Genomic DNA, 25,188 nt, shown 5'->3' with positions numbered 1-25,188 from the left:
AGGGTGTCACACTTTCGGGGACCGCGACGCAGTTGAATGTGAGCCGACTGGTCAGGGGCTGGGCGAGAGACCCGTGGTTCCCCCCGTACCTATGGGTCCGCGCGATTGGGGCGGGCGGGACACGTCCCCCCGGGCCCGCCCGCGCCCCTCTTCTTTCGTTTCTTCCTCCGCCTCTCCGCGCCCGGGCGCCCTCCCCTTTCCTCCTCCGTACGGCGCATGCTGTGAGCAAGGTCCCAGCCGCCGGACCTCCACGGCACGCAGGCTGGTAGCTACAGTCCGTGCCAACTGGGCAGTAACCATTGATGTACGGAGGCAAGACCATGGCACGCGAGGCCGAGGGCGTCCGACTCAACGAGAGCGGACAGCCCATCCAGCCGGTCTACGGTCCGGACGTACTGCGGGACTGGGATCCGGAAGGGAAGCTGGGCGAGCCGGGCGCCTATCCGTACACGCGCGGCGTCTACCCCTCGATGTATACGGGGCGCCCGTGGACGATGCGGCAGTACGCGGGATTCGGCACCGCGACCGAGTCCAACGCGCGCTACAAGCAGCTCATCGAGAACGGCACGATGGGCCTCTCGGTCGCGTTCGACCTGCCGACCCAGATGGGGCACGACTCGGACGCGCCGATCGCCTCGGGCGAGGTCGGCAAGGTCGGCGTCGCCATCGACTCGATCGACGACATGCGGGTGCTCTTCGGCGGGATCCCGCTGGAGAAGGTCTCCACGTCGATGACCATCAACGCGCCGGCCGCGCTGCTGCTCCTGCTCTACCAGCTCGTCGCCGAGGAGCAGGGCGCCGACCCGAAGAAGCTCACGGGCACGATCCAGAACGACGTGCTCAAGGAGTACATCGCGCGGGGCACGTACATCTTCCCGCCCAAGCCCTCGCTGCGCCTGATCGCCGACATCTTCAAGTACTGCAAGGCCGAGATCCCGAAGTGGAACACCATCTCCATCTCCGGGTACCACATGGCCGAGGCGGGGGCGACGCCCGCGCAGGAGATCGCCTTCACGCTGGCCGACGGCATCCAGTACGTGCGCACCGCGGTGGCCGCCGGGATGGACGTGGACGACTTCGCGCCGCGCCTGTCCTTCTTCTTCGTCTCCCGTACGACGCTGCTCGAAGAGGTCGCGAAGTTCCGTGCGGCGCGGCGGATCTGGGCGCGGGTGATGAAGGAGGAGTTCGGCGCGAAGAACCCCAAGTCGCTGATGCTGCGCTTCCACACCCAGACGGCCGGGGTGCAGCTCACCGCGCAGCAGCCCGAGGTCAACATGGCCCGGGTCACCGTGCAGGCGCTGGGCGCGGTGCTGGGCGGCACGCAGTCGCTGCACACCAACTCCTACGACGAGGCGATCGCGCTGCCGACGGACAAGTCGGCCCGTCTTGCGCTGCGTACGCAGCAGGTCCTCGCGTACGAGACCGATGTGACGGCGACCGTCGACCCCTTCGCCGGTTCGTACGTGGTCGAGTCGATGACCGATGACGTGGAGGCGGCGGCCGTCGAGCTGATGCGCCAGGTCGAGGAGCGGGGCGGCGCGGTCGACGCGATCGAGCAGGGGTATCAGAAGAACGAGATCGAGCGCAGCGCGTATGCGATCGCGCAGGAGCAGGACAGCGGCGAGCGTGTGGTGGTCGGGGTCAACCGCTTCCAGATGGCGGAGGAGGATCCCTACGACCCGCTGAAGGTCGATCCGGCGATCGAGGCGCAGCAGGTGGAGCGGTTGGCGCGGCTGCGCGCTGAGCGCGACTCCGCGGCTGTCGAGTCCGCGCTCGACTCGCTCCGCAAGGCGGCGGAGGGCGAGGACAACGTCCTCTACCCGATGAAGGAGGCGCTCCGGGCCCGGGCGACGGTGGGAGAGGTCTGCAACACCTTGCGCGAGACGTGGGGGGCATACGTCCCCACAGACACCTTCTGATCGCTTCCCCCCCCCCACACACACCTAAGTGCGGGGGGGGGAGGGGTTACTGGGCGACGCTTATGTAGCCGTCTGGGCGGATTGTGTAGGTGTCGGGGCCGTAGGCCGCCTCCGCGTGGGGTTCCGTTTTCGTGATCGCGTATGAACCCGGTGGCGGCGTGCCGCCGAAGGAGAGGGTCACGTACCCCGTGCCGTGCAGCAGGTCGAAGATGCGTACCGGCGTGCCGTCGGACAGGACGCACTCCGCGTCCGGGGCTCGGTCTCCCGGCCGGAGCCAGCCGCCGGGTGCGGCCCGGAGGTCGCGGGAGAGCGGGCTCGACCTGTAGCCCACGTCGAGCTGGTGCGTGGAAGACCCCCGCCGCACCACCCCCCGGTGGATCCGCGTGCTCAGCCCCAGCACGTCGGCCGCCACCGCCTCCCGCTCGACCGCGTACGAGTCGAGCAGCTCCTCGCCCGCCGCCCCCCGCAGCACCTCACCCAGCTTCCAGCCGAGGTTGTACGCGTCCTGCACACCGGTGTTGAGCCCCTGGCCCCCGGCCGGCGAGTGCACATGGGCCGCGTCCCCCGCGAGGAAGACCCGCCCCTCCCGGAAGCGCTCCGCCATCGCGGCGCGCGCGGTGAAGTCCGAGGCCCACCGCACCTCTTGGACGGCGGACGCGGGAATCCCCGTACGGGAGGAGATCAGCGACCGCACCGCCGCGGCCGAGACCGACACCTCCGTACCGGGCGCGAACTGCGCGGCCAACTGGAACTCGGGGACGCCCGCCAGCGGACACAGCGCGAGGCTCCCGCCCGGCGCCTCGGGCCACACATGCCACGCGTCGCGCCCCAACTCCGCGTCCGCGCCCAGCCGCACGTCCGCGACCAGCATGGGGGAGGGGTCCACGGTCTCCCCGTGCATGGCGATGCCCAGCTCGCGGCGTACCGTGCTGCGCCCGCCGTCCGCCGCGACCAGATACCGCCCGCGCACCGCGCGCCCGTCGGCCAGCCGCACCGTGACGCCCTCCGCGTCCTGCGCGAGCCCGGCGACCTCCGCGCCGAACTCGGCCTCCCCGCCCAGCTCTCGGACGCGCGCGTACAGCAGCTCCTGCGTGCGCCACTGCGGCACCATCAGCGCCTCGTGGTACGGCGCGCCGGGAATCGGTCCGGTGCGCTCGGCGAGGTCCCAGCGCTCGCCGGGCTCGCCGTCCCGCCACGCCCGCATCGGCGGGTAAGGACCGCCCGCCGCGGTGAAGGCCGCGCCCACGCCGAGGTCGTCCAGCACCTCGCGGGTGCGCGGCTGGATGCCCTTGCCTCGGGAGCCGGGGAACAGCCGCTCGCCGCGCTCCAGCAGCCGTACGCGTACGCCGCGCCGCAGCAGGTCCACGGCCAGCACCAGGCCGGTGGGCCCGGCGCCGACGATCACCACGTCGATGCCGCCGGAGTCGCCCTTAACACTGTTAAGTCCCATGCCGCCGAGGGTGCGCTTAATGGTGTTAAGTTGTCAAGCATGGCCGAGAAGGGAAGCAGCAAAAGCAGCAAGAGCGGCAAGGCGGGCTCGGCGGCCCGCCTCGACCGGGCCCAGGTCGCGGAGACCGCGCTGCGGCTGCTCAACGACACCGGGCTCGACGGGCTGAGCCTGCGCCGCATCGCCAAGGAGCTGAACGTCCAGGCGCCCGCGCTCTACTGGCACTTCAAGAGCAAGCAGGAGCTGCTGGACGAAATGGCCACGCTCCTCCAGCGCGAACTGGACGCGCAGCCGGGCCCGGCGGAGGACGCGGACTGGCGGGAGCGGCTCTCGGACCCCTGCCGTAGGCTGCGCCGCCTCCTGCTGGGGTACCGGGACGGCGCGAAGGTCTTCGCCGGCACCCGGCTCAGCGGCACCGAGCACGCGCCGGGCCAGGAGGAGCACCTGCGGGCGCTGGTGGAGGCCGGGTTCACGCCGGCGGCCGCCGCGCGTGCCTCGGCCGTCGCGTACACCTTCACGATGGGCTTCGTGACGGAGGAGCAGGGCGTGCACCCGCTGCCGGGCGAGCGGCGCCCCGGGTACGAGGTCGAGGAGCGGGAGCGCAGGCTGGCCCCCGAGCACCCGCTGGCGGCGCAGGTCAGCGCCGAGCTCTTCGGCAACTACGAGGAGCGCTTCGAGGAGGGGCTGGCGGCGGTCGTGGCGGGGATCGGTGCGACGATGCTGAAGCCGGAGGAGGGTCGCGGCTAGGGCGCGAGGACGTCCAGTTCCTCCATGGCGTCCACCGTGATGGTGCGCATGATCTGCTCGGCGCGCGCGCCGTCGCCCTCCCGTATCGCCTCGGCGACCTGGACGTGCATGGTCACCGCCTCCTGGCGCGGGTCGCTGAACATCAGCTCGTGCTCCGTACGGCCCGTGAGGATCGCGGCGACCACGTCGCCGAGCCGCGCGAACATCTCGTTCCGCGAGGCGCGGAGGATCGTGCGGTGGAAGGTGATGTCGTGCACCAGGTAGTTGTCGAGCTGCTGGCCGCGTGAGGTGGCGACCATCCCGAGCGCCTGCTCGGTGAGCTGCGCGCACTCCTCGGGCGTCGCGAACTCGGCCGCGAGCCGCGCCGCGACCGGCTCCACGGCCGAGCGCAGCACGGTCAGCGAGCGGAGCTGCCGCCCGCGGTCGGCGCCCGCGAGGCGCCAGGTGATCACCTGCGGGTCGAAGACGTTCCACTCCTCGGTGGGCCTGATCCGCACGCCGACCCGGCGCCGGGACTCCACGAGGTGCATCGACTCCAGTACGCGGACGGCCTCGCGGGCGACGGTGCGCGAGACCTCGTAGCGCTCGGCGAGTTCGTCGGTGCGCAGCACGGTGCCCGGCGGGTATTCGCCCGCGGTGATGGCCGGGCCGAGCGAGGCGAGGAGCTGCGCGTGCAGGCCGCGGGCCGCGGCGTTCGCTGTGCCGTCCGTCGTGCTGTCCGCCGTGCCATTCGCGCCGCCGTCCGCCGTGCCGGGCCCCGCGGCCTCCCCGTCCCGGCCCTCGCGGTCCGCCGCCTCGCTGGTCATGGCTGTGGCTCTCCCGGTTCCGATCCGCTGCGCCCCGCGTCTCGTCCCCCGCCGGGCGGACCCAGCCTACGTGGTCACCGTCACGCCAATTAAGTATGACTTTTAAAGGTCAAGCTCTTGAATACGTGTGACCTATGGGGTTAGGTAGCCGCTGGCCCGGGGTCGACGAGGACAGCGAGGTGAGCGCGGGCATGAGTGTCGTGGTGGTCATGGGAGTGGCCGGGACCGGCAAGACGACGGTCGGCGAAATGCTCGCCGCCGAGCTGGGTGTCCCGTACGCGGAGGCCGACGGCTTCCACCCGCCGGCCAACATCGCGAAGATGTCCGCCGGCACCCCGCTGGACGACGAGGACCGCCTCCCCTGGCTGGACGCCATCGGGGCCTGGGCGCACGGCCACGCGCGGAACGCGACCGGGCAAAAGGGCGAGGTCACCGCCGTGGTGAGCTGCTCGGCCCTCAAGCGCTCCTACCGCGACAGGCTGCGGGCCGCCGAGCCCGGCGTCCGCTTCCTCCACCTGACCGGCGACCGCGCCCTGATCGACGAGCGGATGCGGGAGCGTCAGGACCACTTCATGCCCGTGGCGCTGCTGGATTCGCAGTTCGCCACCCTGGAGCCGCTCCAGCCCGACGAGGACGGCGCCGCCGTGCGCGTCGACGCGGAGCCGCGGACCATCGTCGAGCGGGGCATCGCCGCGCTGGGCGCGCAGGCCGCGGCCGCCGTGAGCAGCTGACCCACCCTCCCGTCGTACGGGGCCGGGCGCCGGACCCGTAAGGCCGCACAGAAACAGGACAAGCCGTGCTTCATCTCAGTGCCGAGATGATGGCCGCGGGGTCGGAGCCCGCCAAGACCATCACCTCCGCAGGCAGCGCGCAGCTCGGTATCGCCGTGCTGGCGGGCATCGCCGTCATCGTCGTTCTCATCACCAAGTTCAGGCTGCACGCCTTCCTGGCGCTGACGCTCGGCACCCTGGTGCTGGGCTCGGTTGCGGCCGCGGCGCCCGACAAGACCATCGAGGCGTTCACCACCGGGCTCGGGGACACCGTCTCGGACGTGGGCGTGCTCATCGCGCTCGGCGCGATCCTGGGCAAGCTGCTCGCCGATTCGGGGGGCGCGGACCAGATCGTCGACACGATCCTCGCGAAGGCGAAGACGAGCCGGATGCCGTGGGCGATCGCGCTGATCGCGGGCATCATCGGGCTGCCGCTCTTCTTCGAGGTCGGCATCGTGCTGCTGATCCCCGTGGTGCTGCTGGTCGCCAAGCGCGGCAACTTCTCGCTGATGCGGATCGGCGTGCCCGCGCTCGCCGGGCTCTCGGTCATGCACGCGCTGGTGCCCCCGCACCCGGGGCCGCTCGCCGCGATCGGGGCCATCCACGCGAACCTCGGCGTCACGCTGGCGCTGGGCGTGCTGGTCGGCATCCCCACGCTGATCATCGCGGGGCCGCTGTTCGGCAAGGTCGCCGCGCGCTGGGTGGACGTGTCGCCGCCGGAGGGGCTGACCCCCGAGCGGCCCTCGGAGAGCCTGGAGCGCAGGCCCGGGTTCGGGCCCACGGTGTGCACGGTGCTGCTGCCCGTGGTCCTGATGCTGCTCAAGGCGCTCGGCGACATCGTGATCGACGACCCGGAGAACCACGTGCAGCGGGTGCTGGACGTGATCGGTTCGCCGCTGATCGCGCTGCTGGTGGCGGTGCTGGTCGCGCTGTTCACGCTGGGCCGGGCCGCCGGCTTCAGCAAGGACAGGCTGGGGGAGTCGGTGGGCTCGGGCCTCGGTCCGATCGCCGGGATCCTGCTCATCGTCGGCGCGGGCGGCGGCTTCAAGGAGACGCTGATCGAGCTCGGGATCGGCGACATGATCCTGGACTTCTCCAAGGAGTGGTCGATCCCCGCGATCCTGCTGGGCTGGCTGATCGCGGTGGCCATCCGGCTCGCGACCGGCTCGGCGACGGTGGCCACCATCTCGGCCGCGGGTCTCGTGGCGCCGCTCGCCACGGACATGAACACCGCTCACGCGGCACTGCTGGTGCTGGCCGTCGGCGCCGGTTCGGTCTTCTTCAGCCACGTGAACGACGCCGGGTTCTGGCTGGTGAAGGAGTACTTCGGGATGAACGTCGGCCAGACGATCAAGACCTGGTCGGTCCTGGAGTCGATCATCTCGGTGGTGGCCCTGATCCTCCTCCTGCTCCTCTCCCTGGTCCTCTAGCCCCGCCCCACGACCCCCCTGAGGCCCGTCCCCACGGGAGAGAGCCCCGGCACGCCCCCGAGTGCCGGGGCTCTCGTCGTACGGAGGGTGCCGCGGGCTCTCGGCGTACGGGATGCGGCGGGGCGCTCGGCGTTTCCGGCAACGGGGCCTCGGCGCGGCCGCCCGGCGCGTGCCGCCCCTTCTTCCCGCCGGAGCGGGAAGTCGGCCCGCGGCGGCGGCCGGCGGTTCGCCGTGCGGGCCGCGCGCAGGCCGCTGGTCGGGCGGGGGCTCTCGGCGTGTGGGGGAGACGTTCAACCCGCGTGGTGCAGCGGGCTGTTGAGGGAGCGTTTCAGGGCCGGGCCCAGGCGGCGTTCCACCACGCGGTGCAAGGCCCATGCCAGGAGAAGCATCGATGTCAGGGTCGTCAGGAAAGTGAGCCAGGACGGGACGCCCAGCCAGCGGTGGAGGCCGCGGATGGCTACCCAGCCCAGGTGCTCGTGCACCAGGTAGAAGGGGTAGGTGAGGGCGCCGGCCGTGGTGAGCCAGCCCCAGTCCACCCGGCGCAGGCCGCCCAGGGCCACCGCGGCGACCGCCGCGAAGCCCAGCGCGACGAACGCGACTATCCCGGCGGAGGGGCGGTAGGAGAAGGTGCCGGGCCCTCCGTCGTTCCACAGCTCCACGACCGCGAAGTGCTGCCCGAGCAGGAAGCTGACGCCGACGATCGCCCAGGCCGTGGGCTCGTGCCCGTACCGGTGGAGCAGATACAGACCCATCCCGCCGATGAAGAACGGCGCGTACTGCGGCATCAGCAGCACCTCCAGCAGCTCCGAGCCCGACGCCTCGGCCAGCACGGCGGCCAGCGTCCACCCCGCGCACAGCCACACCACGCGCTGCCGGGTGGCGCCCGGCACCACCACGAACAGCGCGAAGAGCACGTAGAAGCGCAGCTCCGCCCAGAGCGTCCAGCACACGCCCAGCACCCGGTCCACGCCGAGCGGCTCCTGGAGCATGGTCAGGTTCACCAGCATGTCGCTGGGCGCGACCGCCTCGTACACCACGCCCGGCACCGCGAAGACCAGGGTGACCAGGACGACCGCGGCCCAGTAGGCCGGCATCAGGCGGGCGAAGCGTGAGGCGGCGAAGTGCCGCAGCGGGCGGCCCCAGCCGCTCATGCAGATCACGAAGCCGCTGATCAGGAAGAAGAACTGCACGCCCAGGCAGCCGTAGGCGAACACCTGGGAGAGGTACGGGAACTGGTGCGTCGGCGAACTGCCCCACGCCTCGGTGATCTCGCCGTTCCGGCCGCCGTAGTGGTAGCAGGCGACCAGCAGCGCCGCGACCAGCCGCAGCCCGTCGAGGGCGCGCAGCCGTCCGGCGCCGGGGAGTTCGCGCGGCGCCGGACGCACGGGGGAGGAGGGGCCCGCCGTCACATGTGTGGTGCTCATCGGTGCGCCTCAGCCGAACGCGGCCCGCTTGAGCTTCCGCGCTCTCCTGGCCACTTTTCGCACGGTGCGGTTGCGCGGGACGAACGCGAACTGCTGCGGCAGCGCGCCGGGCAGGCCGAGCGCGGTGAGCCGGCGCCGCTTGAAGTAGCGCCAGGTCGCGCCGTTCAGGCGGGTGGAGAGATAGCGCTCCACCTCGGGGCGCAGGTGCGGGTAGATCTTCGCCTGCATGCAGAAGCCCACGGCCCGTACGAGGCCCTGGAGTTCGCGCTCCACGGTCTCCGCGTCGGGCGTGCGCCACGCGCCCACGGCCGCCGCGTCGGAGACGTCGGGCAGCACCGCGTCGGCGAGCGTGACCGGGATGCGGTTGCTGTTCTGGTACGGCGTGACCCGCTCCAGCAGCAGCCCCGTCCCGGTGCGCGCGACCCGCAGCCCGTAGAACGAGGCGGCCGTCAGCAGCGCGGTGGAGAAGCAGCCCACCACCAGGGCCGGCGCGGTCTCCTCGTACAGCACCTCGGCGAGCACCGGGGCCTCCAGCACGGTGAGGTCCACGCCCAGCTCGCCGGCCTCCTTCTCCAGCGCGCGGGAGAAGCGGGCGGGCGCGACCGGGTGCGGCTTGAACACCACCTGCCGGTGGCCCAGTTGGACCGCGCCGCGCAGCATCCGCACATGGAGCTGCTCCTCCTCCTCGGCGCTGAGGATGTCCAGCGCCGAGAGGTACTGGCCGAGCAGCAGCGCCGCCCCGTGCGGCGCCGCGCTCACGGCAGGCGGCACATCGCGGGCGAGCTCGGCCAGCACGCGGCGGAAGGACTCGGTGGGCACCGTCTCGGCCGGCACCCCGAACTCGGTGAGCAGCAGCGGCCGCAGACCCGGCAGCAGGTCCAGGTGCAGGAGCCTGCGCACGCGGGTGCCGACCAGCGGCGCGAGCTTGTTGCGGGTGGGCCCGTAGCTCATCAGCCCGTCCGCGTACAGGTCGATCGGCGCGTCGGGGAACAGCTTCGCGATGGCCAGCGCGGGCTCCACCTGGATCGACTCCAGCACCAGGTGCACCTCGTCGTCGCCGAGGCCCCACTCGGTGCGCAGCATGCGCTCCCACAGGGGTACGTCGTCGGCGCGCGGGGACCATGCGGCGGGGTGGTGCGGGCGGATGGTCGCGTTCCACGACAGCACCCGGTCGAATCGGTGCCGCAGCCGCTCGAAGCCCGGCATGCGGTCCAGCGGGGTCGCGGTCTCCGGGATCGCCGCGTTGTTGCCGACCAGCAGGATGCGGTGGTCGGCCGTCTCGAAGCGGCCCGCGTCCAGGGCAGCGGCCAGGGTGGCGGCGCCGTACAGCGTGGACGCGAAGAAGATCTGGGTGCGCGCGGGCGCCCCGGCGGGCGCCTCCGCGCGAGAGGGTGTGTGCGTGTCCATCAGGCCGCCTCCCCGAGCGCGGCGGGGCGCCGCTTGAGACGCCGCAGGCGCGCGGCGCGCTCGGCGTCCATCGAGTTCAGCGCGCCTTCCAGCACGTCGGCGGGCATCCGGCGGAGCGCGGCGGCGCTCGACTGGCGCAGCTTCCTTGCCACTTGCGGTTCGAACCTTCCGCTCGTCAGATGGTGGGAGATGATCGCGCAGTAGGTGCGCACCGCCTTCGGCAGCAGCGTGTCCGCCTCGGGATCCCGCCGGGTCTCGTCTATGACCTGGTCGAAGGCGCGCAGGAAGTCGAGCTGCCGTACGTCGCCGATCTGGGTCAGCGAGGAGGCGACGCCGCGCCGGTAGAAGACGCCGAGCAGCCCGACGGCCGCGAAAGACCTCGCCTCGCGGTGCAGCCGCCAGATCCACGGCCGGTCCTCCGCCGTACGCAGGCCGTGCCGGAAGTGCAGCACCCCGTCGTCCAGCAGCCTGCGGTGGTAGATCCCGGCCCAGGCGTACGCGTAGTCCACGGAGGTCGTGCGGTCGGCCGGCAGGATCGCGGCGCGCGGGTCCATCGCCACCCCGCGGCGCCCGTGCGGCACCCGCGAAATGGTCCTGTTCCGGCCCGTGACCTGCACGTGGTCGGTGCGCACGAAGTCGCAGTCCAGCCGCTCGATGACGGCGAGGAGTTCCTCGTAATAACCCGGCGCGAGCCAGTCGTCGCCGTCCAGAAAGGTGAGGAATTCGCCGTTCGCCGCCTCCAGGCCAGTGTTCCGCGCGGTGGCCAGGCCGCCATTCTGGGAATGGCGGACCAGCTTCGCACCCGGGAGTTCCTGTTCGGCACGCTCCAGAATCTCCGGGGTGCCGTCGGTCGAACAGTCATCGACCAGAATGAATTCGAAGTCGTCGCGGGCGTTCGCGCGGAGGCTGCGGAGCGTGTCCGGCGCATATGACTGCACGTTGTAGAACGGCACGATGACGGAGAGCTTAACCACCCGGGTGACGTTAGGTGTCCTCCCGGCATTCGTCTTGACCTGGCGCGTACGCGACGGTGAACGAAGGATGGCGGAATGGTTAACCGGAAATCCTGAGCGGCTCCGACGGGCCGGTTCGCCGTCCGGCGGTGTTTTGTTAACCGGCTGTTGCTTTTGAGTTGGGCCCAGCAGCGGAATCCCTTCCTAGCGTCAAGGACGTGCCATCTACTGCTTCCGGTTCCGCTTCTCCGCAACGCGTTGTGGTGCTCGCCGATTCCGATACGCGCTGGAAATGGGGCGCACTGACCGCGCGCCGCCTCGCCCCCGGCGCCCGCATCGACGGAATGCTGCTGCGCGGCCGGGCCACGCCCACCCCGCGCCAGCTCGCCGAGGTGGGCGTGCGCGCGGACTCGCTCCGCGAGGTGACGGGCGCGGGATTCGTCCGCGCGGTCACGGGGGAGTCCGGGGACTCCGCTGATCCCGGCGCCGCGGCGGATTCCGCTTCCGCGTCGTCCGGAAGCTGCGACCTGGTGGTCCTCGCCTGTGTGGGTGGAGCCGTTCAGGCGATGCTGCACGGGCTGGCCCGCGCCACGGGAGCCGTGGGGGCTCAAGGGAGCGGCGCGGGCCGGCCTGTTGTAGTCACCGGGTACGTCGGGGTGGTCTACGAGAAGCTCGCCGACGGGCTGCTGCTCCGGCACGGCGCGGACGTGGTGCTCGCCAACTCCCGCTACGACGCCGAGCGGTTCAGATCGGTGTACGAGGGTGTGGGCGCCGACGCCTCGGCGGTGACCGAGTGCGCGCTGCCCTTCCTGGGCGGGGCCCCGTACCAAGGGCCCTCCCCCGAGCGGCCGTTCACCGTCACCTTCGCCGCGCAGCCCTCCGTGCCCGCCTCCCGGGGCGACCGCTCCTACCTGCTGCGGCGCGCGGTACAGCACGCGCGGCTGCACCCGGAGCGGGAGGTGCTGATCAAGCTGCGCAGCAAGCCGGGGGAGCACACCACGCACATCGAGGAGCAGCCGTACCAGAAGCTCGCGGCGAAGCTCCCCGGCGGGCTGCCGCCCAACTGCCGCCTGGTGTACGGGCACATGGGCGAGGTGCTCGACCGCACGGACCTGCTGGTCACGGTCTCCTCCACGGCGGCGCTGGAGTCGCTGCACCGTTCGGTGCCGACCGCGCTGCTCACCGACCTCGGCGTGCGCGAGGTGCTGGGCAACCACTACTTCCTCGGCTCGGGCTGCCTGGCCTCCTGGGACTCGCTGGACGCGGGGCACCTGCCGGACGCCGACCCGGAGTGGACGTCCCGGCAGGGGGTGTGCGCCGCTTCGTCCGACGCGTACGAGTCCGCCTTCGCCGGTGCGCGGGAACGGGTCGCCGGTCTCGCCGCCAAGCGCGGTGAACTCCCGCCGATCGCGCCGTACTACACGCCGGCGACGGCGCCCGGATACCTCCCCGGCATCCTCGCCCGCTACGGCTTCGACCGGGACGGCGCGCCGCTGCCGGGAGCGCCGGCCGAGGCGGGCGAGCCCTCACTCCTGCGCAACGCCCTCCGCAACACGGCCCGCGCGGCATACCGCCACGGCGTCCAGCGGGTGGCCCCGGTCATTCGACGGGTGGGCGAACTGTGAGCGCGGCCTCCGGCGGCTCGCCGCCGCCCCCGCTGCGTTGTGCGCCCTCTGCCCCGCTGCGTTGTGGGCGGTCTGCGCCAGGGGCGCAGGGCGGGCACAGCGCAGCAGCGCGACCGCACCCCCGCTCCCACGCAACCACGTGCCCGACGGGGTGCGGGCGGCGCCCGCTTCGCGTGCGGGGCCGGGTGGGCCTCGCGGGTGCGGTCCCGGGTGTGCCCACCCGTTCCGCCCCTGCGGAACGACTGCCCACACCCTGTCTGACTGTTGAGGAGACGCCATGACCACCGTGCTCGCCGTCATCCCCGCCAGGGGCGGCTCCAAGGGCGTGCCCGCCAAGAACCTCGCGCCGGTCGGCGGCGTACCCCTGGTGGCCAGGGCCGTACGCGCCTGCGTCGAGGCGACGGAGGTGACCGCCACCGTCGTCTCCACCGACGACCCCGCGATCGCCGCGGCCGCACGCGGCGCAGGCGCCGAGGTCGCCGAGCGCCCGTCCGACATCGCCGGCGACACCGCCACCAGCGAGGCCGCGGTGCTGCACGCCATGGACGCGTACGAGGCACGGCACGGCACCGCCGTGGACACGGTGCTCCTCGTCCAGTGCACGAGCCCCTTCCTCACGTACGAGGACATCGACGCGGTGGCCTCGGCGGTCACGGCCGGCGGCGCGGACAGCGCGCTGACCGTCGCCGAGTTCCACGGCTTCGTATGGCGCGACGGCGAGGCGGGCGAGGAGGCCGCGGCGGACGGCGGCTTCGGCGTGAACCACGACAAGGCGTTCCGCCCCCGCCGCCAGGACCGCCCGCAGGACCTGCTGGAGACCGGCGCCGCGTACGCCATGGACGCCGCCGGCTTCCGCAAGGCGGGCCACCGCTTCTTCGGCCGCACCGAACCGGTGCGCACCGACCCCGCGCGGGTGCTGGAGGTCGACGATCCGCACGACCTCGCGCGCGCCCGCGCCCTCGCACCGCTCCTCGACGTCGCCACCCCCGGCGCGCTGCCGTCCTTCGGCGACGTCGACGCGGTCGTGCTCGACTTCGACGGCACCCAGACCGACGACCGGGTGCACGTCGACTCCGAGGGACGGGAGACCGTCGCCGTGCACCGCGGCGACGGGCTCGGCATCGCGGCGCTGCGCCGCTCCGGGCTGCGCATGCTGATCCTGTCCACGGAACAGAACCCGGTCGTCGCCGCGCGGGCCAAGAAGCTCCAGATCCCCGTGCTGCACGGCATCGACCGGAAGGACCTCGCCCTCAAACAGTGGTGCGAGGAGCAGGGCATCGCCCCGGAGCGCGTGCTCTACGCCGGCAACGACGTCAACGACCTCCCGTGCTTCGGCCTCGCCGGCTGGCCGGTCGCGGTCGCGGGCGCCCACGACGTCGTACGCGGCGCGGCACGCGCGGTCACCTCGGCGCCCGGCGGCGGGGGCGCGATCCGCGAGATCGCCTCGTGGCTCCTCGGCCCCGACCTCCAGACGCCCCGGCCGACGACGGCCGTCAGCGAAGCCGCCACCGCCGGATCACCGGCGCAGGCCGAACCCAGCCTGCTGCCCTCCCTCTAGCAGCTCTAGCAGAAAGAACTCACTCACCATGAGCACCAACCGCCTCCGCACCCTCGGCAACCGCACCGCGGGCCCCGGCTACCCCGTCTACGTCACCGGCGAGATCGGCATCAACCACAACGGCGACCTGGAGAACGCCTTCGCGCTCATCGACGCGGCCGCCGAGGCCGGCTGCGACGCCGTGAAGTTCCAGAAGCGCACGCCCGAGATCTGCACCCCGCGCGACCAGTGGGACATCGAGCGGGACACCCCCTGGGGCCGGATGACGTACATCGACTACCGGCACCGCGTCGAGTTCGACGAGGACGGCTACCGGGCGATCGACGAGTACTGCAAGAAGCGCGGCATCGACTGGTTCGCCTCCCCGTGGGACACCGAGGCCGTCTCCTTCCTGGAGAAGTTCGACGTGCCGGCCCACAAGGTGGCCTCGGCCTCGCTGACCGACGACGAGCTGCTGCGCGCTCTGCGCGCCACCGGCAAGACCGTCATCCTCTCCACCGGCATGTCCACCCCGAAGCAGATCCGGCACGCCGTCGAGGTGCTGGGCAGCGAGAACATCCTGCTCTGCCACGCCACCTCCACGTACCCGGCGAAGGCCGAGGAGCTCAACCTGCGGATGATCCACACCCTGCAGAACGAGTTCCCGAACGTGCCGATCGGCTACAGCGGCCACGAGACCGGCCTCCAGACCACCCTCGCCGCCGTCGCCCTCGGCGCCACCTTCGTCGAGCGCCACATCACCCTCGACCGCGCCATGTGGGGCTCCGACCAGGCAGCCTCGGTCGAGCCGCAGGGCCTGTCCCGCCTCGTGCGCGACATCCGCACCATCGAGGAGTCCCTCGGCGACGGCGTGAAGAAGGTGTACGAGAGCGAGCTCAAGCCCATGTCGAAGCTGCGCCGCGTGAAGGGCGTCGTCGCCGAGGCCGAGGAGGCCGCAGACGGCACCGCGCCCGTCTCGGCCTGACCTGGCGGGCACGGAATTGACCGAGCCCGACGGGCCCAGGCCCCCCGGCCCGGAGGCGGTGGGCGGCGACTCACGGCCGCGCCGCCTCCGGGGCGTACCGCCGGACCACAGACCCGGCGCGGACGGCGGCGAAGGCGGCATCGAGGACCAGCGCGCCGACCCCCGCACCCTCGCCTTCGTCGAAAGCCCCGTACAACTTCTGAACGTCCTGGAGTGGGCGCACGGCAGGGACAGCGCCCGGCTGACCCTCGTGGTGCTGCCGCCGCACGACCCGATGACCCGCGGCCAGCTCCGCAGAATGGCCGAACTCGCCCGCGACGAGGGCTATCCGGTCCGCTGGGAGGAGGCGCGGGACGGCGTCGCCGCGCCCGCCAAGACCATCGGCGCGCTCGCCGGACCCCTGCGCCGCGCCCGCCGCATAGTGATCGGCGACCCCTTCTCCCGTTACGTACAACTCCTGCTGACCCTCGCCTCGGCGCGCGACGTGGTGGTGGTCGACGACGGCACCGCGACGATGGAGTTCATCGCCCAACTGGCCCGCGGGGAGCGCTTCGTACGCTGGCACCGCAAGGGTACGGAGGCGGCGGCCGACCCCCGCGCCGCACTGTTCGCACCCTTCGCGCGGGGCGCCAGGCGGCGGCTGACCCCGGGGGAGCGGCGCAGGGTCGAGGTGTTCAGCTCGATGCCCGTGGAGGCGCCCGACGGGGTGACCGTGACCGCCAACGACTTCGCCTGGACCCGTCACACCTTCGGCCCCCCGCGGCTCACCAGGGGCACGGACCTGGTGGGAACATCGCTGGTGGAGACGGGTGTCGTCGACCTGGACCGCTATCTGGAAGCGGTCGCCTCGCTGGCCCGCGAGCACGGCGCGACCCGCTACTTCGCGCACCGCAGGGAGAGCCCCGAGAAGCTCCAGCGGGTGACCGCCGCGACGGGCCTCGAGATCGTACGGCCCGACCTGCCGCTCGAACTTGTCGCCCGGCGCGGCCCCATCGGCCGCACCATCCTCAGCTTCCCCTCGACCGTCGTGCACACCCTGCCGCTGGCCCTCGCCGGAACCTCCGTGACGGTCGCCGTCTGCGAGGTGGACCCCTCCTGGCTCACCGACCAGGCGTCGCCCCGCGCACAGGGCTTCCTGTCCGGGGTGACCGGCAGCGCACAGGGCGTACGCCGGCTCGGCAACGGGGCCGAGGCGGGCCGTGCCGCAGGTACGGAAGGGGCGCGTGCCACAGGTACGGAGGGGGCGCAGGAGGCTTCGCGGGGCACTCAGGGGATTGGAAGCGGAGCGTCCGGGAACCCGGGAACCGCAAACGCGTAGTCATACCCAGTTACGTAGGCGCACAACCGCCGCACAGCCTACTTTCTCGTCCCCTGTGGGACTGAACTTTACGAGATCTATTGTCAGTTGCTGCCTCGCCGTGCGTACTCTTCGCCCCATGAACGAACTCCTGTCCCCTGACCCGGAGGTGGGCCGACCCGGTTCCCAGGCCCTGCGAGGCCCGCTCTCCGACTCGGAAGCGCCCCTGGCCGCCGCGGCCCTCGCAACGGCAGGGACGACGGACCTCCCAGGCACCCTCCCCGACGCCCTGCACTGTGAACTCGTCACCTTCCGCCGTGACTTGCACATGCACCCCGAGCTCGGGCACCAGGAGTTCCGCGCCACCCAGACCCTCAAGACGCGGCTGGAGCAGGCGGGCCTGCGCCCCCGCGTGCTGCCCGTCGGCACGGGCCTGGTCTGCGACATCTACCCCGGCCTCGAAGAGCCGGACGAGCGCGCCAGGGCACAGGGCGCGTACGGAGACGGCGGCGCCCACTCGTCGTACGGCGACGGTGAGTTGATCGCCCTCCGCGCCGACATCGACGCGCTGCCCATCCCGGACACCAAGCCCGTCCCGTATCGCTCGACCGTCCCGGGCCGCGCCCACGCCTGCGGCCACGACGTGCACACCACCGTGGTGCTGGGCGCGGGGCTGGTCCTCGCCGAGCTCGCCAGGGAGGGCCGACTGCCGCGCCCCGTAAGGCTGTTGTTCCAGCCGGCCGAGGAGGTGCTGCCCGGCGGCGCCACCGACGCGATCGAGGGCGGCGCGCTGGAGGGCGTCGGCCGCATCCTCGGCGTGCACTGCGACCCCAAGGTCGACGCGGGCCGCATCGGGCTGCGCCCCGGGCCGATCACCTCGGCCTGCGACCGCGTGGAGATCGCGCTCACCGGCGCGGGCGGCCACACCGCGCGCCCGCACCTCACGACCGACCTGGTCACGGCCGCGGCCCGGCTGGTCACCGACGTCCCCGCGCTGCTCGCGCGCCGCGTGGACGCGCGCTCCGGCATGGCCCTGACCTGGGGCCGCATCGAGTCGGGGCACGCGCCTAACGTCATCCCCCAGCGCGCCGAGCTCTCCGGCACGCTGCGCTGCCTGGACCTCCCGGCCTGGCGCGAGGCGCCCGACCTCGTGCACGCCGCGATCGACGAGGTCGCCACGCTGCACCGCGCCAAGTCCGAGATCAACTACGTACGGGGCGTCCCGCCTGTGGTGAACGAGCCGGAGTCCACCGAGCTGCTCCGCGCCGCGATGGTCGCGCGCCGCGGAGCCTCCTCGGTCGAGACGACGGAACAGTCCCTGGGCGGCGAGGACTTCTCCTGGTATCTGGAGCAGGTCCCCGGCGTGATGGCCCGCCTCGGCGTCCGCCCCCCTGGCGACCGCCGCCCCCGCGACCTGCACCAGGGCGACTTCGACGCGGACGAGGCGGCGATCCCGACGGGGGTCGAGCTGCTGACGGCTGCGGTGCTGCTGGACGCGTAGCGCGTAGCGCGCGGCGTTGTGGGACGGGGCGGCCCGCGGGCCGCCCCGTTCGCATGTGCGCGAATGCTGCCGGAAATGCGCGCGCCTTCCGGGCCCTCGCGCGCGTACGTTCTCGCCATGCCCCTCTCCTACGAGCGCCTGTGTGCGGAGATCCCCGCCCAGACCGACCTGTTGGCCGCGCTCCTCACGGAAGCGGACCCCCGGCTCCCCGTCCCCACCTGCCCCGCCTGGACCCTCAACCAGCTCGTACGGCACGTCGGCGGCGTACACCGCTGGGCGGAGACCATCGTCCGTACGCGGGCCGCCGAACCGGTCCCGGATGACTTGGTGAACGAGGTCGCGCCGTACGCGGACGAGGATCCGGCCTTCCTGTCCTCCTGGCTCACGGAGGGCGCGTCCTCCCTGGTCACGGCCCTGCGCGAGACGGGCCCCGAGGCGCGCGTCTGGACGCCTCAGCCCGGTGAGGAGTCCCCGGAGTTCTGGGCACGCCACACCCTCCACGAGACGGCCGTGCACCGGGCCGACGCGGCGCTCGCGGTGGGCGCCCCGTACGACCTGTCCCCACCGATCGCCGAGGACGCGATCGAGCGCTGGCTGACGGCGGCGACGACCCCGGAGGCGTACGGACCCGAACTCCTGGGCCGGGATGTGACGTTGCAGCTCCTCTCGGAGGAGGGCGAGGGCTGGCGCATGGACCTGCTGGCGGACCGCCCCCGATGGACCCGGGCCTCCACCGACGACCCCGCGACGACGACGGTACGGGGCCCGCTCCCGGACCTGATGCTGTTCCTGTACGGGCGGCCTACAGAGCAACTGGAGGTCGAGGGCGACCGAGCGCTGCTCCGCCAGTGGCGGGACCGGGCGGCGTTCTGGCTGGATTAGCGGCATGAGCAGTAAGCGGCGGGAGTCGGCGGTCACCGAACTCGGCCGGTCGATGCGGCGCTTGTCGCGCGGCGCCGGCCCGGTGTTCGTGCGGTACGGGCGCTTCGCCCACGGCACGGCGGCGCTGCGCGGGCCCGGCGGGCTGCTGGGGGAGACCCAGCGGCTGATCGCTCGTGCACACCGGACCTGGCCCCCGCACCATGCCGCGCCTCCGTACGAGATCAGCGACGCGGAGCTGGAGGCGAGCCTGCGCACCCTCGACGCGGCGGGGGAGGTCCCCGAGCTGCTGGCCACCCTCGCGGCGGTGGACCTGGCCTACGGCAGCTCCGGGATCGACCACGACAAGGCCCGCGCCGCCGCGCGACGCGTCACCGAGGTGCTCGGCCCGGATGCGGTCTGGTTCACCAACCTGGACGGTGACGGCAGTTGCGGTGGGGAGGTCACTTCCTACACCTTCGACGGCCTGATCGCCGGCCATAGCGCGGACCACTTCGCGATCCTCTTGCGAGGAGGCGAGGACTGAGGAGCGGGCGGCGCGGCTGCCGTTCTGGTGTGCCCGGACAGTCTCCGCCGCCTCCTCCTCGGGCCGCGGCTGCCCCATGCTTTCGATGACACCGAGAGCAACGCGGACCGCAGCCTCTACGCTGGCTCCAGCGCCTCCACGAAGGGACCGCCGTTCATGTCCTCCGCACCCCAGCCCTCAGCAAGTCCGCTCATCCCACGGCCGGACCACACCCCCGCCGCCCTCCGCCAGGCTCTGGCCGCCGTCGCCCCCGAGTACCTGGACGAGATGCGCGAATCCATGGAGACGGCCGTAACCCAAGCCCTCGAAGAGAACTCCGTCTCCCCTGTACTTCTCTGGAAGCTCCGCTGGGCACAGACGATCGAGATCGAACGCCACCCCGACCTGCGTGACCGCTACCACCAGGCTCTCCACACCATGCACCACGCCGACAGCGAGGCGGAGGCAAAGGAGGCGGCCGACGAGGCGAGCGTCCTCCTGGACGAGGCCATGAAGGCCGTGCGCGAGTGAGCTGGAAATGGCAGTACGCCATGGGGCTGGACTTCATGTGGCTGGCCGGGCTCTGGGGCGTGGTCAAGGCCGTACGGCATTACCGCTGGTCGCGGGGCGTGCGCGGGCGGCGGCCCGCAGGGCGTTGACTCGGTCGCGTACGAGGTCGGGCGCCGCGCGGTCCTGTTCGGGAGGCTCGTGGCCTCGGCAGGCGCCGCAGATTCCTCCCGGCAGGCTCTCCGGGCGCCCCGGCGCGCGGCACACCGTGCACTCCAGCATGCGCAACGTACGCCGTGGGGCCGGGAGTTGGGGCGGCAAGCGGTCGGTGAGGCGCTTGCGGGCCAGGCCCGACGGTGAGCTGATGCTGAGCGGCAGGCCCTCGGTGAGGGCCGCGGTGACCTGGGCGCCGCTCGCGCCCCGTTCGAGCCACCGCGCGGCGAGCGGGGTGAGCGAGGCGCAGTCGGCGGCGGAGAGGGTCATGCGGGGTTCGGTGCGGCCGAGGGTGGCGAGGAGGTCGTACGCGGGGGCCCTGACCTGCGGTTCGTCCTCGCACCGGGGCGGCTCGTCCGGGTGCTCGCCTCGCAGGAAGGCGGCCCACCACTGCTCGTCGCGCGGCGTGCGGGAGAAGTACGTGTACGTGACCCACCGGCTCTGCCCGTCGACGGTCACGCACTGCCGCCCGCACCGCAGCATCCCGGCCTCGCTCAGCCGCCGGCGGATGGTGCCGAGCGCGCACTGCCCGAAGTCCGGCAGCACCTTGGCGAGCGTCTTGATCGAGATGTCCGCGCCGTCGGCGCACTGGTCGATGTACGCGGCGACGGAGGCAACGCGCGGACTGAGGTGGAGGAAGTCCCGGGCGGTGCGGGGGAGTTGATCCGGCGCGGAGCGTTTGCCGTAACCGGCGCTGGCCTGGGGGTGTGCGGTCGCGCACGGCGCGGGACTAAGGTGGTGGAGAGCCACGAGATCGGTCCTGTCGATCTTGGAGGTTAGACCCCCGCTGGTGTTGGCGCACCGCCGGGGGTCGTTTCGTTGTGCGGAAACCTAGTCACATCTGACGCAAGGTGGCAACTCGAACACGTTTTGTCATACCGCGCCAAGTGTCGCCGCGCGCTGGGCAGTTGGGGGCAGGAACCTCCCACCCATTCCTTGAAGGCACGGCTCGGGTCTGGGTCCTTGAGCGCCGGGGTCAGGGGTGCGCGAGCGTTCCGGTTTTCACGCCGCGGAGGAACGCATCCCAGCCCGCGCGCTTGAACGTGAGCGTCGCGCGTTCGGGGGCTTTGCTGTCACGTACGGGTACGAGGTCGGGGTCCCCGATCGCCATCTCGACGCAGTTGCCGCCATTCGCGCCGCTGTAGCTGCTCTTGATCCAGGTCAGGGTCATGCATGGGTGATGCCCGCGCCTGAGCTCAACTCTGCGGGAACGCCCCGGACTTGAGCGCATCTACGAACGACGTCCACGCCGTGGCGTAGAAGACAACAGGCTGAACGTCGGAGTTCTTGCTGTCACGTACGGGGACGAGGCCGGGGATACCGGGGGCCACCTCGACGCAGTCGCCGCCGTTGTTGCCGCTGTAGCTGCTCTTGATCCAGGTCGCGGTGTCGAGGCCTTCGGTGTCCATGCTGGCCGTACCCTTCCATTGCGTCGCTGATCAGCGCGGCGGAATCGGACGCGGACATGGCGTCCGCGCTGAGCACATCGTACGTCCGGGTGTGCCGTGCGAGTACTGCTGGATCGTCGCTGAAGTGGCCGCAGTCCAGCGATTCCGAGTACACCCACTCGCGTCCATCCGGCATTTTGATCAACGACATCGAAGTGTTGGGGCGGACGAGGCTCGGAGAACTGAACGAGGCCACCTGAATCCGGATGTTGGGACGTTCGCCCATCCACAGCAGGTGCGCGCACTGTGCATGCATCACCTCTGCGCTGCCGACTTCGTTGCGGAGCGAACTCTCATCGAGCACGGCCATCAGAAGCGGGCCGTCAGCATCCCGGAAGCGCTGCTGCCGACTGAGCCGGGCAGACAGGCGCTCCTCCAGCAGCTCGGGGCCATCCACCTGAGCAAATTGCGCACGTGCGTACTGCTCCGACTGCAAGAGCCCCGGCATCATTTGTGTCTGGAACAGCTTCAGCGCCACCAGCTGCGCGTCCATCTGGGCCCGCCGCTCGAACCAATCCGGATGCTGGACCGCCGGATACCAGTCGATCCGCGCCCACAGGTGCGCGAGCACACCTCCCGTACGCAGCTCCTCGTCGCACGTGGCGGCGAACGTGTCGGACGGGACCCGCGTCCCCGCCTCCACCCGTGCCACGTACGAGCGATCGCACGGAATGCGCGCCGCCAACGCACACTGCGTGAGGCCCGCCGCCTCGCGCAGGTGCCGCAGCAGCTCACCGAACACCGCGGCCGTCGTCGCCGCCTCCCCGCCCGCGCTGTTTCGCCTGCTCATCGGTCCCCTCCTGCTGTGACAGAGGGCGACTGGCACGGGTCACGCGTTGTGCGCCCGGCGCCCCAGGGCGATGCTTCTTTCACGGAACGTAACCACGGTCCTCAACTACGCGCAGCCGAACGGCAGATGGAGTACCGGAAATGACTACGGATCACGGCCACCACGCGGCGGCCGCCGTCCAGGCGTGCCAGGACCTCGGCGACGCGCTGCGGGGCGCGGGAATCGTGCTGCCCTCCCTGCGTGTCGACCCGGTCGCATTCGCGGACCGCGACCCGAACTGCCAGCTCCTGGACCTGGGCCGCTGCAACCTGCCGACGGCCCGCGACCTGACCGCCGCCCTCACGCGGGGGCCGAACGCTTGATGCTCGCCATCCCGCCAGCCGGCCTCAACACATGGCGCACCGGCACATGCTGGCTCTACTGCCGCCGCGAGAACGTACGCGTGCTGCGCCTCGGCCCGGTCGGCACGCCGGAGGGGGAGGCCCACATGTACGCCTGCACCCAATGCCTCGCAGAACTGACCCACATGGCCAGAGCCCAACTCGCCCCGCCCCGCTGCGAACACCGCGTACTCCGCCGCCACCACGGCAAGACCCGCTGCGCCAACTGCGACCGCCAGCTCTATCTGTGACGGTGGGTTCCGAGCTTGCCTCCGATAGCAGGTCAGTCTTCGCCCGGTGGCTGCGCGGTGGCGAGCTGGTCGCCGGGCACGATGGCTCCGACGGCCTGGGCCACGGTGCGGCCCTGGCTGTCGTAGACGTGTCCGTTGGTGAGCATGCGGTGACGGCCGGCATGCACCAGTTCGCCGCGCACTGCATGGGGCTGGCCCGTTCGCGGTGCTCTGGTGAAGTCGATGTTCAGACTGAGCGTCACCATCGCGGTGGCCTGCGCGGTCCGGGTGGCGGCAGCGGTGCAGCACACCTGATCCAGGACCATGGCGATGACGCCGCCGTCCACTCCACCCGCGAAGTTGTGGGTGGCGGGTGTCGGTGTCCACGTCATGGTCACCTGGTCTGGCTCGGCGTGGGTCAGCTCCAGACCGATCTCGGCGTACCGCTCCTTGTTCCAGTGGTCGAATCGGCCGTCAGCCATCGCTTGCAGTGCTTCCAGCCCGCTCATCCCGGCGCTCGCAGCGGCCAGTTGGGAAGGTGTGGAGGTCTGATCCGGCACCGTGCTTCCTCCCGTACTCGCCCGACAGTCCAGCCAGGCTGAACCATCCGGTTCCGCCCTGTCGACGACTGTGTCCCCTCCCGGGCTCGCGCTGCTTCGGCGTGGAAGGGAAGGCGACTACCTCGCGTCGAACGCCCAGATCACGCCGACCTCCGTACGGGATACCGCGAAGAATCCGAGGTCGAAGCCGTACACGCTGAGCGGGAGCAGGCTCTTGTTTCCCTGGAGATCGTGCGAGGCCAGAACGGGTCGTCGGCTGACAGGAGGGCGACGAGGCTCGTCGCGGAGGACAGGGTGATCTCGGACAGGTGCGCGTCGAGCGCTTCGGGGGTGACCGGCTCGAAGGGGTAGAACGGTCCCTCCTGGTGCCGCTCGGGCTCCTCGGGCAGGTCGCCCCGCCAGCCGCGGGGGTCCTCGGCCTCCCGCCGCAGGACCGGGACCGCGTCCCGGCGCCAGTCCTGGTGCTGCCTCGGGCCCACGGACACGAAGCCGTACACGTCGTCGAGCATGAGGGCCGCGTTCTCCCAGGCGACGCGTGTGGGTTGGCTGCTCATCCGCCGGAGCGTAATGAAGGGCAGACCAAGATCCTCCGCCCACCCCCGAGTTGCACATAGGCACCGATCCGATAACGGCCCGCCGCAGGGTGTTCACCGGAAATCTACGCGCGTTATCTTCGTGCCAAGTCAGCGCCGCCCGTGGGGTGTCGCGCTTCCGGATGAGCCGAAGGGGACGTCCTCTTGCGCCGCGTAACCAAGCTCAGCTCCGTGGTCGGTGTGACCGCGGCTCTCGCACTGACCGCCACCGCGTGCGGCGGTACCACCGCCGACAAGGGCCCCAGCAAGAAGAAGGGCGCCGCCATCGCCTATGACATCGGCGGGCGGGGCGATCAGTCCTTCAACGACGCGGCGTACGCCGGTCTGGCCAAGGCGGAGAAGAAGTACGGATTCAAGGGGCAGGACGTCGAGCCCTCCGAGGGCGAAGCCGACGCGGACAAGCTCAACCGGCTGAACGAGCTCGCGCGGCAGGGCTACAGCCCCGTCATCGGCGTGGGATTCGCGTACGCCGCCGCCGTGAAGAAGGCCGCGAAGGAGAATCCGAAGACCACCTTCGGGCTGATCGACGACGACACGGTGAAGGCCAAGAACGTGGCCAACCTGGTGTTCCACGAGGAGCAGGGCTCCTATCTCGCGGGCGTCGCCGCGGCGAAGACGACGAAGTCGAAGACGATCGGCTTCGTGGGCGGCGTGCAGGTTCCGCTGATCCAGAAGTTCGAGGCCGGATTCCTGCAGGGTGTACGGGACACCGACAAGTCGGTGAAGGTGAAGAAGCAGTATCTGACGCAGCCGCCGAACACCGACGGATTCTCCAAGCCGGACCTCGGCAAGGAGGCCGCGAAGGGCCAGCTCGACGCGGGCGCGGACGTGATCTACCACGCGGCCGGGCTCTCCGGGCAGGGCGTGATCGAGGCGGCCGCCGGGCGCAAGAAGTGGGTCATCGGCGTCGACTCGGACCAGTACAAGCAGAAGACGCTGGCCAAGTACAAGAAGTACATCCTCACGTCGATGACCAAGGACGTCTCGGACTCCGTCTTCAAGCTGATCCAGTCGGTGCAGGACGGCAAGCCGCAGAGCGGCGTGCAGCGCTACAGCCTCGCCGAGAACGGCGTCGGACTGGCCACATCCAACCCGGAGTTCATGAAGATGAAGTCCGTCCAGGACGCGGTCGCGAAGGCGAAGAAGGACATCGTCGACGGCAAGATCAAGGTGGCGACCAAACCCTGACGGTCTGACGCCCCGTGTGCGGGCGTTTCACTTCTGTCCAGGTCCCC

General features: G+C 71.5%; 26 protein-coding genes. 15 read left to right on the top strand and 11 right to left on the bottom strand.

The window, feature by feature from the left end; genetic code table 11:
• Positions 1–320: 320 nt before the first annotated feature.
• On the top strand, positions 321–1,919 hold the full coding sequence (locus ABEE00_RS35175) for an acyl-CoA mutase large subunit family protein (protein WP_345749885.1): 1,599 nt from the start codon (positions 321–323) through the stop codon (positions 1,917–1,919).
• Positions 1,920–1,965: 46 nt separating this feature from the next.
• Here ABEE00_RS35175 and ABEE00_RS35170 read toward each other — a convergent pair whose 3' ends face one another.
• Entirely contained in the window at positions 1,966–3,369 is a 1,404-nt protein-coding gene (locus tag ABEE00_RS35170) for an FAD-dependent monooxygenase (RefSeq protein ID WP_345749884.1), read from the bottom strand.
• A gap of 39 nt (positions 3,370–3,408) precedes the next feature.
• Between ABEE00_RS35170 and ABEE00_RS35165 the strand changes: the two genes are divergently transcribed.
• The gene (locus tag ABEE00_RS35165) at positions 3,409–4,113 is read left to right on the top strand and encodes a TetR/AcrR family transcriptional regulator C-terminal domain-containing protein (protein ID WP_345749883.1); all 705 of its coding nucleotides are present in this window, start codon (positions 3,409–3,411) and stop codon (positions 4,111–4,113) included.
• On the opposite strand, the gene ABEE00_RS35160 is transcribed toward ABEE00_RS35165, so the two are convergent.
• Positions 4,110–4,919 carry a FadR/GntR family transcriptional regulator gene (locus ABEE00_RS35160; protein WP_345749882.1) on the bottom strand — a complete coding sequence of 270 codons (810 nt, stop codon included), beginning with the start codon at positions 4,917–4,919 and terminating at the stop codon, positions 4,110–4,112. The genes ABEE00_RS35165 and ABEE00_RS35160 overlap by 4 nt on opposite strands.
• A gap of 191 nt (positions 4,920–5,110) precedes the next feature.
• On the opposite strand from ABEE00_RS35160, the gene ABEE00_RS35155 reads away from it, so the two are divergent.
• Both ABEE00_RS35155 and ABEE00_RS35150 read left to right on the top strand, forming a co-directional pair.
• Complete coding sequence (locus ABEE00_RS35155; protein WP_345749881.1) at positions 5,111–5,650, top strand: gluconokinase; 540 nt, start codon at positions 5,111–5,113, stop codon at positions 5,648–5,650.
• 65 nt (positions 5,651–5,715) lie between these two features.
• The gene (locus ABEE00_RS35150; RefSeq protein WP_345749880.1) at positions 5,716–7,119 is read left to right on the top strand and encodes a GntP family permease; all 1,404 of its coding nucleotides are present in this window, start codon (positions 5,716–5,718) and stop codon (positions 7,117–7,119) included.
• 290 nt (positions 7,120–7,409) lie between these two features.
• Here ABEE00_RS35150 and ABEE00_RS35145 read toward each other — a convergent pair whose 3' ends face one another.
• Genes ABEE00_RS35145 through ABEE00_RS35135 form a run of 3 tightly spaced genes read right to left on the bottom strand, consistent with a single transcriptional unit; the run spans position 7,410 to position 10,924 of the window.
• On the bottom strand, positions 7,410–8,543 hold the full coding sequence (locus ABEE00_RS35145; protein ID WP_345749879.1) for an acyltransferase family protein: 1,134 nt from the start codon (positions 8,541–8,543) through the stop codon (positions 7,410–7,412).
• 9 nt (positions 8,544–8,552) lie between these two features.
• Positions 8,553–9,950, bottom strand: a complete 1,398-nt coding sequence (locus ABEE00_RS35140) for a polysialyltransferase family glycosyltransferase (protein ID WP_345749878.1) — start codon at positions 9,948–9,950, stop codon at positions 8,553–8,555.
• Positions 9,950–10,924 (bottom strand): glycosyltransferase family 2 protein, encoded by a 975-nt coding sequence (locus tag ABEE00_RS35135; protein WP_345749877.1) that lies wholly within the window; start codon positions 10,922–10,924, stop codon positions 9,950–9,952. The genes ABEE00_RS35140 and ABEE00_RS35135 overlap by 1 nt, the downstream gene beginning before the upstream one ends.
• A 197-nt stretch (positions 10,925–11,121) precedes the next feature.
• Between ABEE00_RS35135 and ABEE00_RS35130 the strand changes: the two genes are divergently transcribed.
• The 8 genes from ABEE00_RS35130 to ABEE00_RS35095 all read left to right on the top strand — a co-directional run bounded on the left by ABEE00_RS35130 (position 11,122) and on the right by ABEE00_RS35095 (position 19,763).
• Positions 11,122–12,528, top strand: coding sequence for a DUF6716 putative glycosyltransferase (locus tag ABEE00_RS35130; protein ID WP_345749876.1), 1,407 nt, complete (start codon positions 11,122–11,124; stop codon positions 12,526–12,528).
• Positions 12,529–12,805: 277 nt separating this feature from the next.
• Entirely contained in the window at positions 12,806–14,086 is a 1,281-nt protein-coding gene (locus tag ABEE00_RS35125; RefSeq protein WP_345749875.1) for an acylneuraminate cytidylyltransferase, read from the top strand.
• Positions 14,087–14,114: 28 nt separating this feature from the next.
• On the top strand, positions 14,115–15,050 hold the full coding sequence (locus ABEE00_RS35120; RefSeq protein ID WP_345749874.1) for an N-acetylneuraminate synthase family protein: 936 nt from the start codon (positions 14,115–14,117) through the stop codon (positions 15,048–15,050).
• Between the two features lie 139 nt (positions 15,051–15,189).
• Positions 15,190–16,368, top strand: coding sequence for a hypothetical protein (locus ABEE00_RS35115; RefSeq protein ID WP_345749888.1), 1,179 nt, complete (start codon positions 15,190–15,192; stop codon positions 16,366–16,368).
• A 118-nt stretch (positions 16,369–16,486) separates the two neighbouring features.
• Positions 16,487–17,848, top strand: coding sequence for a M20 family metallopeptidase (locus ABEE00_RS35110; protein ID WP_345749873.1), 1,362 nt, complete (start codon positions 16,487–16,489; stop codon positions 17,846–17,848).
• 117 nt (positions 17,849–17,965) lie between these two features.
• Positions 17,966–18,730: a maleylpyruvate isomerase family mycothiol-dependent enzyme gene (locus ABEE00_RS35105; RefSeq protein ID WP_345749872.1), complete on the top strand. Its 765-nt coding sequence runs from the start codon at positions 17,966–17,968 to the stop codon at positions 18,728–18,730.
• Between the two features lie 4 nt (positions 18,731–18,734).
• Entirely contained in the window at positions 18,735–19,253 is a 519-nt protein-coding gene (locus ABEE00_RS35100; RefSeq protein ID WP_345749871.1) for a hypothetical protein, read from the top strand.
• Positions 19,254–19,409: 156 nt separating this feature from the next.
• A complete protein-coding gene (locus ABEE00_RS35095) occupies positions 19,410–19,763 on the top strand; it encodes a hypothetical protein (protein WP_345749870.1) in 354 nt (117 codons plus the stop codon).
• 63 nt (positions 19,764–19,826) lie between these two features.
• Here the strand turns inward: ABEE00_RS35095 and ABEE00_RS35090 are convergent, their stop codons facing one another.
• The 4 genes from ABEE00_RS35090 to ABEE00_RS35075 all read right to left on the bottom strand — a co-directional run bounded on the left by ABEE00_RS35090 (position 19,827) and on the right by ABEE00_RS35075 (position 22,190).
• Positions 19,827–20,702 carry a hypothetical protein gene (locus ABEE00_RS35090; protein ID WP_345749869.1) on the bottom strand — a complete coding sequence of 292 codons (876 nt, stop codon included), beginning with the start codon at positions 20,700–20,702 and terminating at the stop codon, positions 19,827–19,829.
• A 226-nt stretch (positions 20,703–20,928) separates the two neighbouring features.
• Positions 20,929–21,123 (bottom strand): DUF397 domain-containing protein, encoded by a 195-nt coding sequence (locus tag ABEE00_RS35085; protein WP_345749868.1) that lies wholly within the window; start codon positions 21,121–21,123, stop codon positions 20,929–20,931.
• Between the two features lie 25 nt (positions 21,124–21,148).
• Entirely contained in the window at positions 21,149–21,283 is a 135-nt protein-coding gene (locus ABEE00_RS35080) for a DUF397 domain-containing protein (protein ID WP_345749867.1), read from the bottom strand.
• A complete protein-coding gene (locus ABEE00_RS35075) occupies positions 21,246–22,190 on the bottom strand; it encodes a helix-turn-helix domain-containing protein (RefSeq protein ID WP_345749866.1) in 945 nt (314 codons plus the stop codon). The genes ABEE00_RS35080 and ABEE00_RS35075 overlap by 38 nt, the downstream gene beginning before the upstream one ends.
• Positions 22,191–22,330: 140 nt before the next feature.
• On the opposite strand from ABEE00_RS35075, the gene ABEE00_RS35070 reads away from it, so the two are divergent.
• A complete protein-coding gene (locus ABEE00_RS35070; RefSeq protein ID WP_345749865.1) occupies positions 22,331–22,552 on the top strand; it encodes a hypothetical protein in 222 nt (73 codons plus the stop codon).
• The gene (locus ABEE00_RS35065) at positions 22,552–22,821 is read left to right on the top strand and encodes a hypothetical protein (RefSeq protein WP_345749864.1); all 270 of its coding nucleotides are present in this window, start codon (positions 22,552–22,554) and stop codon (positions 22,819–22,821) included. The genes ABEE00_RS35070 and ABEE00_RS35065 overlap by 1 nt, the downstream gene beginning before the upstream one ends.
• 32 nt (positions 22,822–22,853) lie before the next feature.
• Here the strand turns inward: ABEE00_RS35065 and ABEE00_RS35060 are convergent, their stop codons facing one another.
• Together ABEE00_RS35060 and ABEE00_RS35055 are read right to left on the bottom strand one after the other, a co-directional pair.
• On the bottom strand, positions 22,854–23,282 hold the full coding sequence (locus ABEE00_RS35060) for a PaaI family thioesterase (RefSeq protein ID WP_345749863.1): 429 nt from the start codon (positions 23,280–23,282) through the stop codon (positions 22,854–22,856).
• A 218-nt stretch (positions 23,283–23,500) separates the two neighbouring features.
• Positions 23,501–23,914, bottom strand: a complete 414-nt coding sequence (locus ABEE00_RS35055) for a hypothetical protein (protein ID WP_345749862.1) — start codon at positions 23,912–23,914, stop codon at positions 23,501–23,503.
• A gap of 183 nt (positions 23,915–24,097) precedes the next feature.
• Between ABEE00_RS35055 and ABEE00_RS35050 the strand changes: the two genes are divergently transcribed.
• Entirely contained in the window at positions 24,098–25,141 is a 1,044-nt protein-coding gene (locus ABEE00_RS35050) for a BMP family lipoprotein (protein ID WP_345749861.1), read from the top strand.
• Positions 25,142–25,188 lie beyond the last annotated feature (47 nt).

Source organism: Streptomyces odontomachicola (assembly GCF_039605595.1).
Taxonomy (GTDB): Bacteria; Actinomycetota; Actinomycetes; order Streptomycetales; family Streptomycetaceae; genus Streptomyces.
The sequence above is the reverse complement of the archived record's forward strand: the minus strand, read 5'-3'. Positions and strand labels throughout refer to the sequence as shown.

Coding starts and splice junctions, on each gene's coding strand:
- ABEE00_RS35085 (WP_345749868.1), bottom strand. CDS start 21,123: ATGACCCTGACCTGGATCAAGAGCAGCTACAGCGGCGCGAATGGCGGC.
- ABEE00_RS35160 (WP_345749882.1), bottom strand. CDS start 4,919: ATGACCAGCGAGGCGGCGGACCGCGAGGGCCGGGACGGGGAGGCCGCG.
- ABEE00_RS35075 (WP_345749866.1), bottom strand. CDS start 22,190: ATGAGCAGGCGAAACAGCGCGGGCGGGGAGGCGGCGACGACGGCCGCG.
- ABEE00_RS35095 (WP_345749870.1), top strand. CDS start 19,410: ATGTCCTCCGCACCCCAGCCCTCAGCAAGTCCGCTCATCCCACGGCCG.
- ABEE00_RS35175 (WP_345749885.1), top strand. CDS start 321: ATGGCACGCGAGGCCGAGGGCGTCCGACTCAACGAGAGCGGACAGCCC.
- ABEE00_RS35170 (WP_345749884.1), bottom strand. CDS start 3,369: ATGGGACTTAACAGTGTTAAGGGCGACTCCGGCGGCATCGACGTGGTG.
- ABEE00_RS35120 (WP_345749874.1), top strand. CDS start 14,115: ATGAGCACCAACCGCCTCCGCACCCTCGGCAACCGCACCGCGGGCCCC.
- ABEE00_RS35105 (WP_345749872.1), top strand. CDS start 17,966: ATGCCCCTCTCCTACGAGCGCCTGTGTGCGGAGATCCCCGCCCAGACC.
- ABEE00_RS35100 (WP_345749871.1), top strand. CDS start 18,735: ATGAGCAGTAAGCGGCGGGAGTCGGCGGTCACCGAACTCGGCCGGTCG.
- ABEE00_RS35155 (WP_345749881.1), top strand. CDS start 5,111: ATGAGTGTCGTGGTGGTCATGGGAGTGGCCGGGACCGGCAAGACGACG.
- ABEE00_RS35140 (WP_345749878.1), bottom strand. CDS start 9,950: ATGGACACGCACACACCCTCTCGCGCGGAGGCGCCCGCCGGGGCGCCC.
- ABEE00_RS35125 (WP_345749875.1), top strand. CDS start 12,806: ATGACCACCGTGCTCGCCGTCATCCCCGCCAGGGGCGGCTCCAAGGGC.
- ABEE00_RS35055 (WP_345749862.1), bottom strand. CDS start 23,914: ATGAGCAGCCAACCCACACGCGTCGCCTGGGAGAACGCGGCCCTCATG.
- ABEE00_RS35145 (WP_345749879.1), bottom strand. CDS start 8,543: ATGAGCACCACACATGTGACGGCGGGCCCCTCCTCCCCCGTGCGTCCG.
- ABEE00_RS35070 (WP_345749865.1), top strand. CDS start 22,331: ATGACTACGGATCACGGCCACCACGCGGCGGCCGCCGTCCAGGCGTGC.
- ABEE00_RS35060 (WP_345749863.1), bottom strand. CDS start 23,282: ATGGCTGACGGCCGATTCGACCACTGGAACAAGGAGCGGTACGCCGAG.
- ABEE00_RS35065 (WP_345749864.1), top strand. CDS start 22,552: ATGCTCGCCATCCCGCCAGCCGGCCTCAACACATGGCGCACCGGCACA.
- ABEE00_RS35165 (WP_345749883.1), top strand. CDS start 3,409: ATGGCCGAGAAGGGAAGCAGCAAAAGCAGCAAGAGCGGCAAGGCGGGC.
- ABEE00_RS35110 (WP_345749873.1), top strand. CDS start 16,487: ATGAACGAACTCCTGTCCCCTGACCCGGAGGTGGGCCGACCCGGTTCC.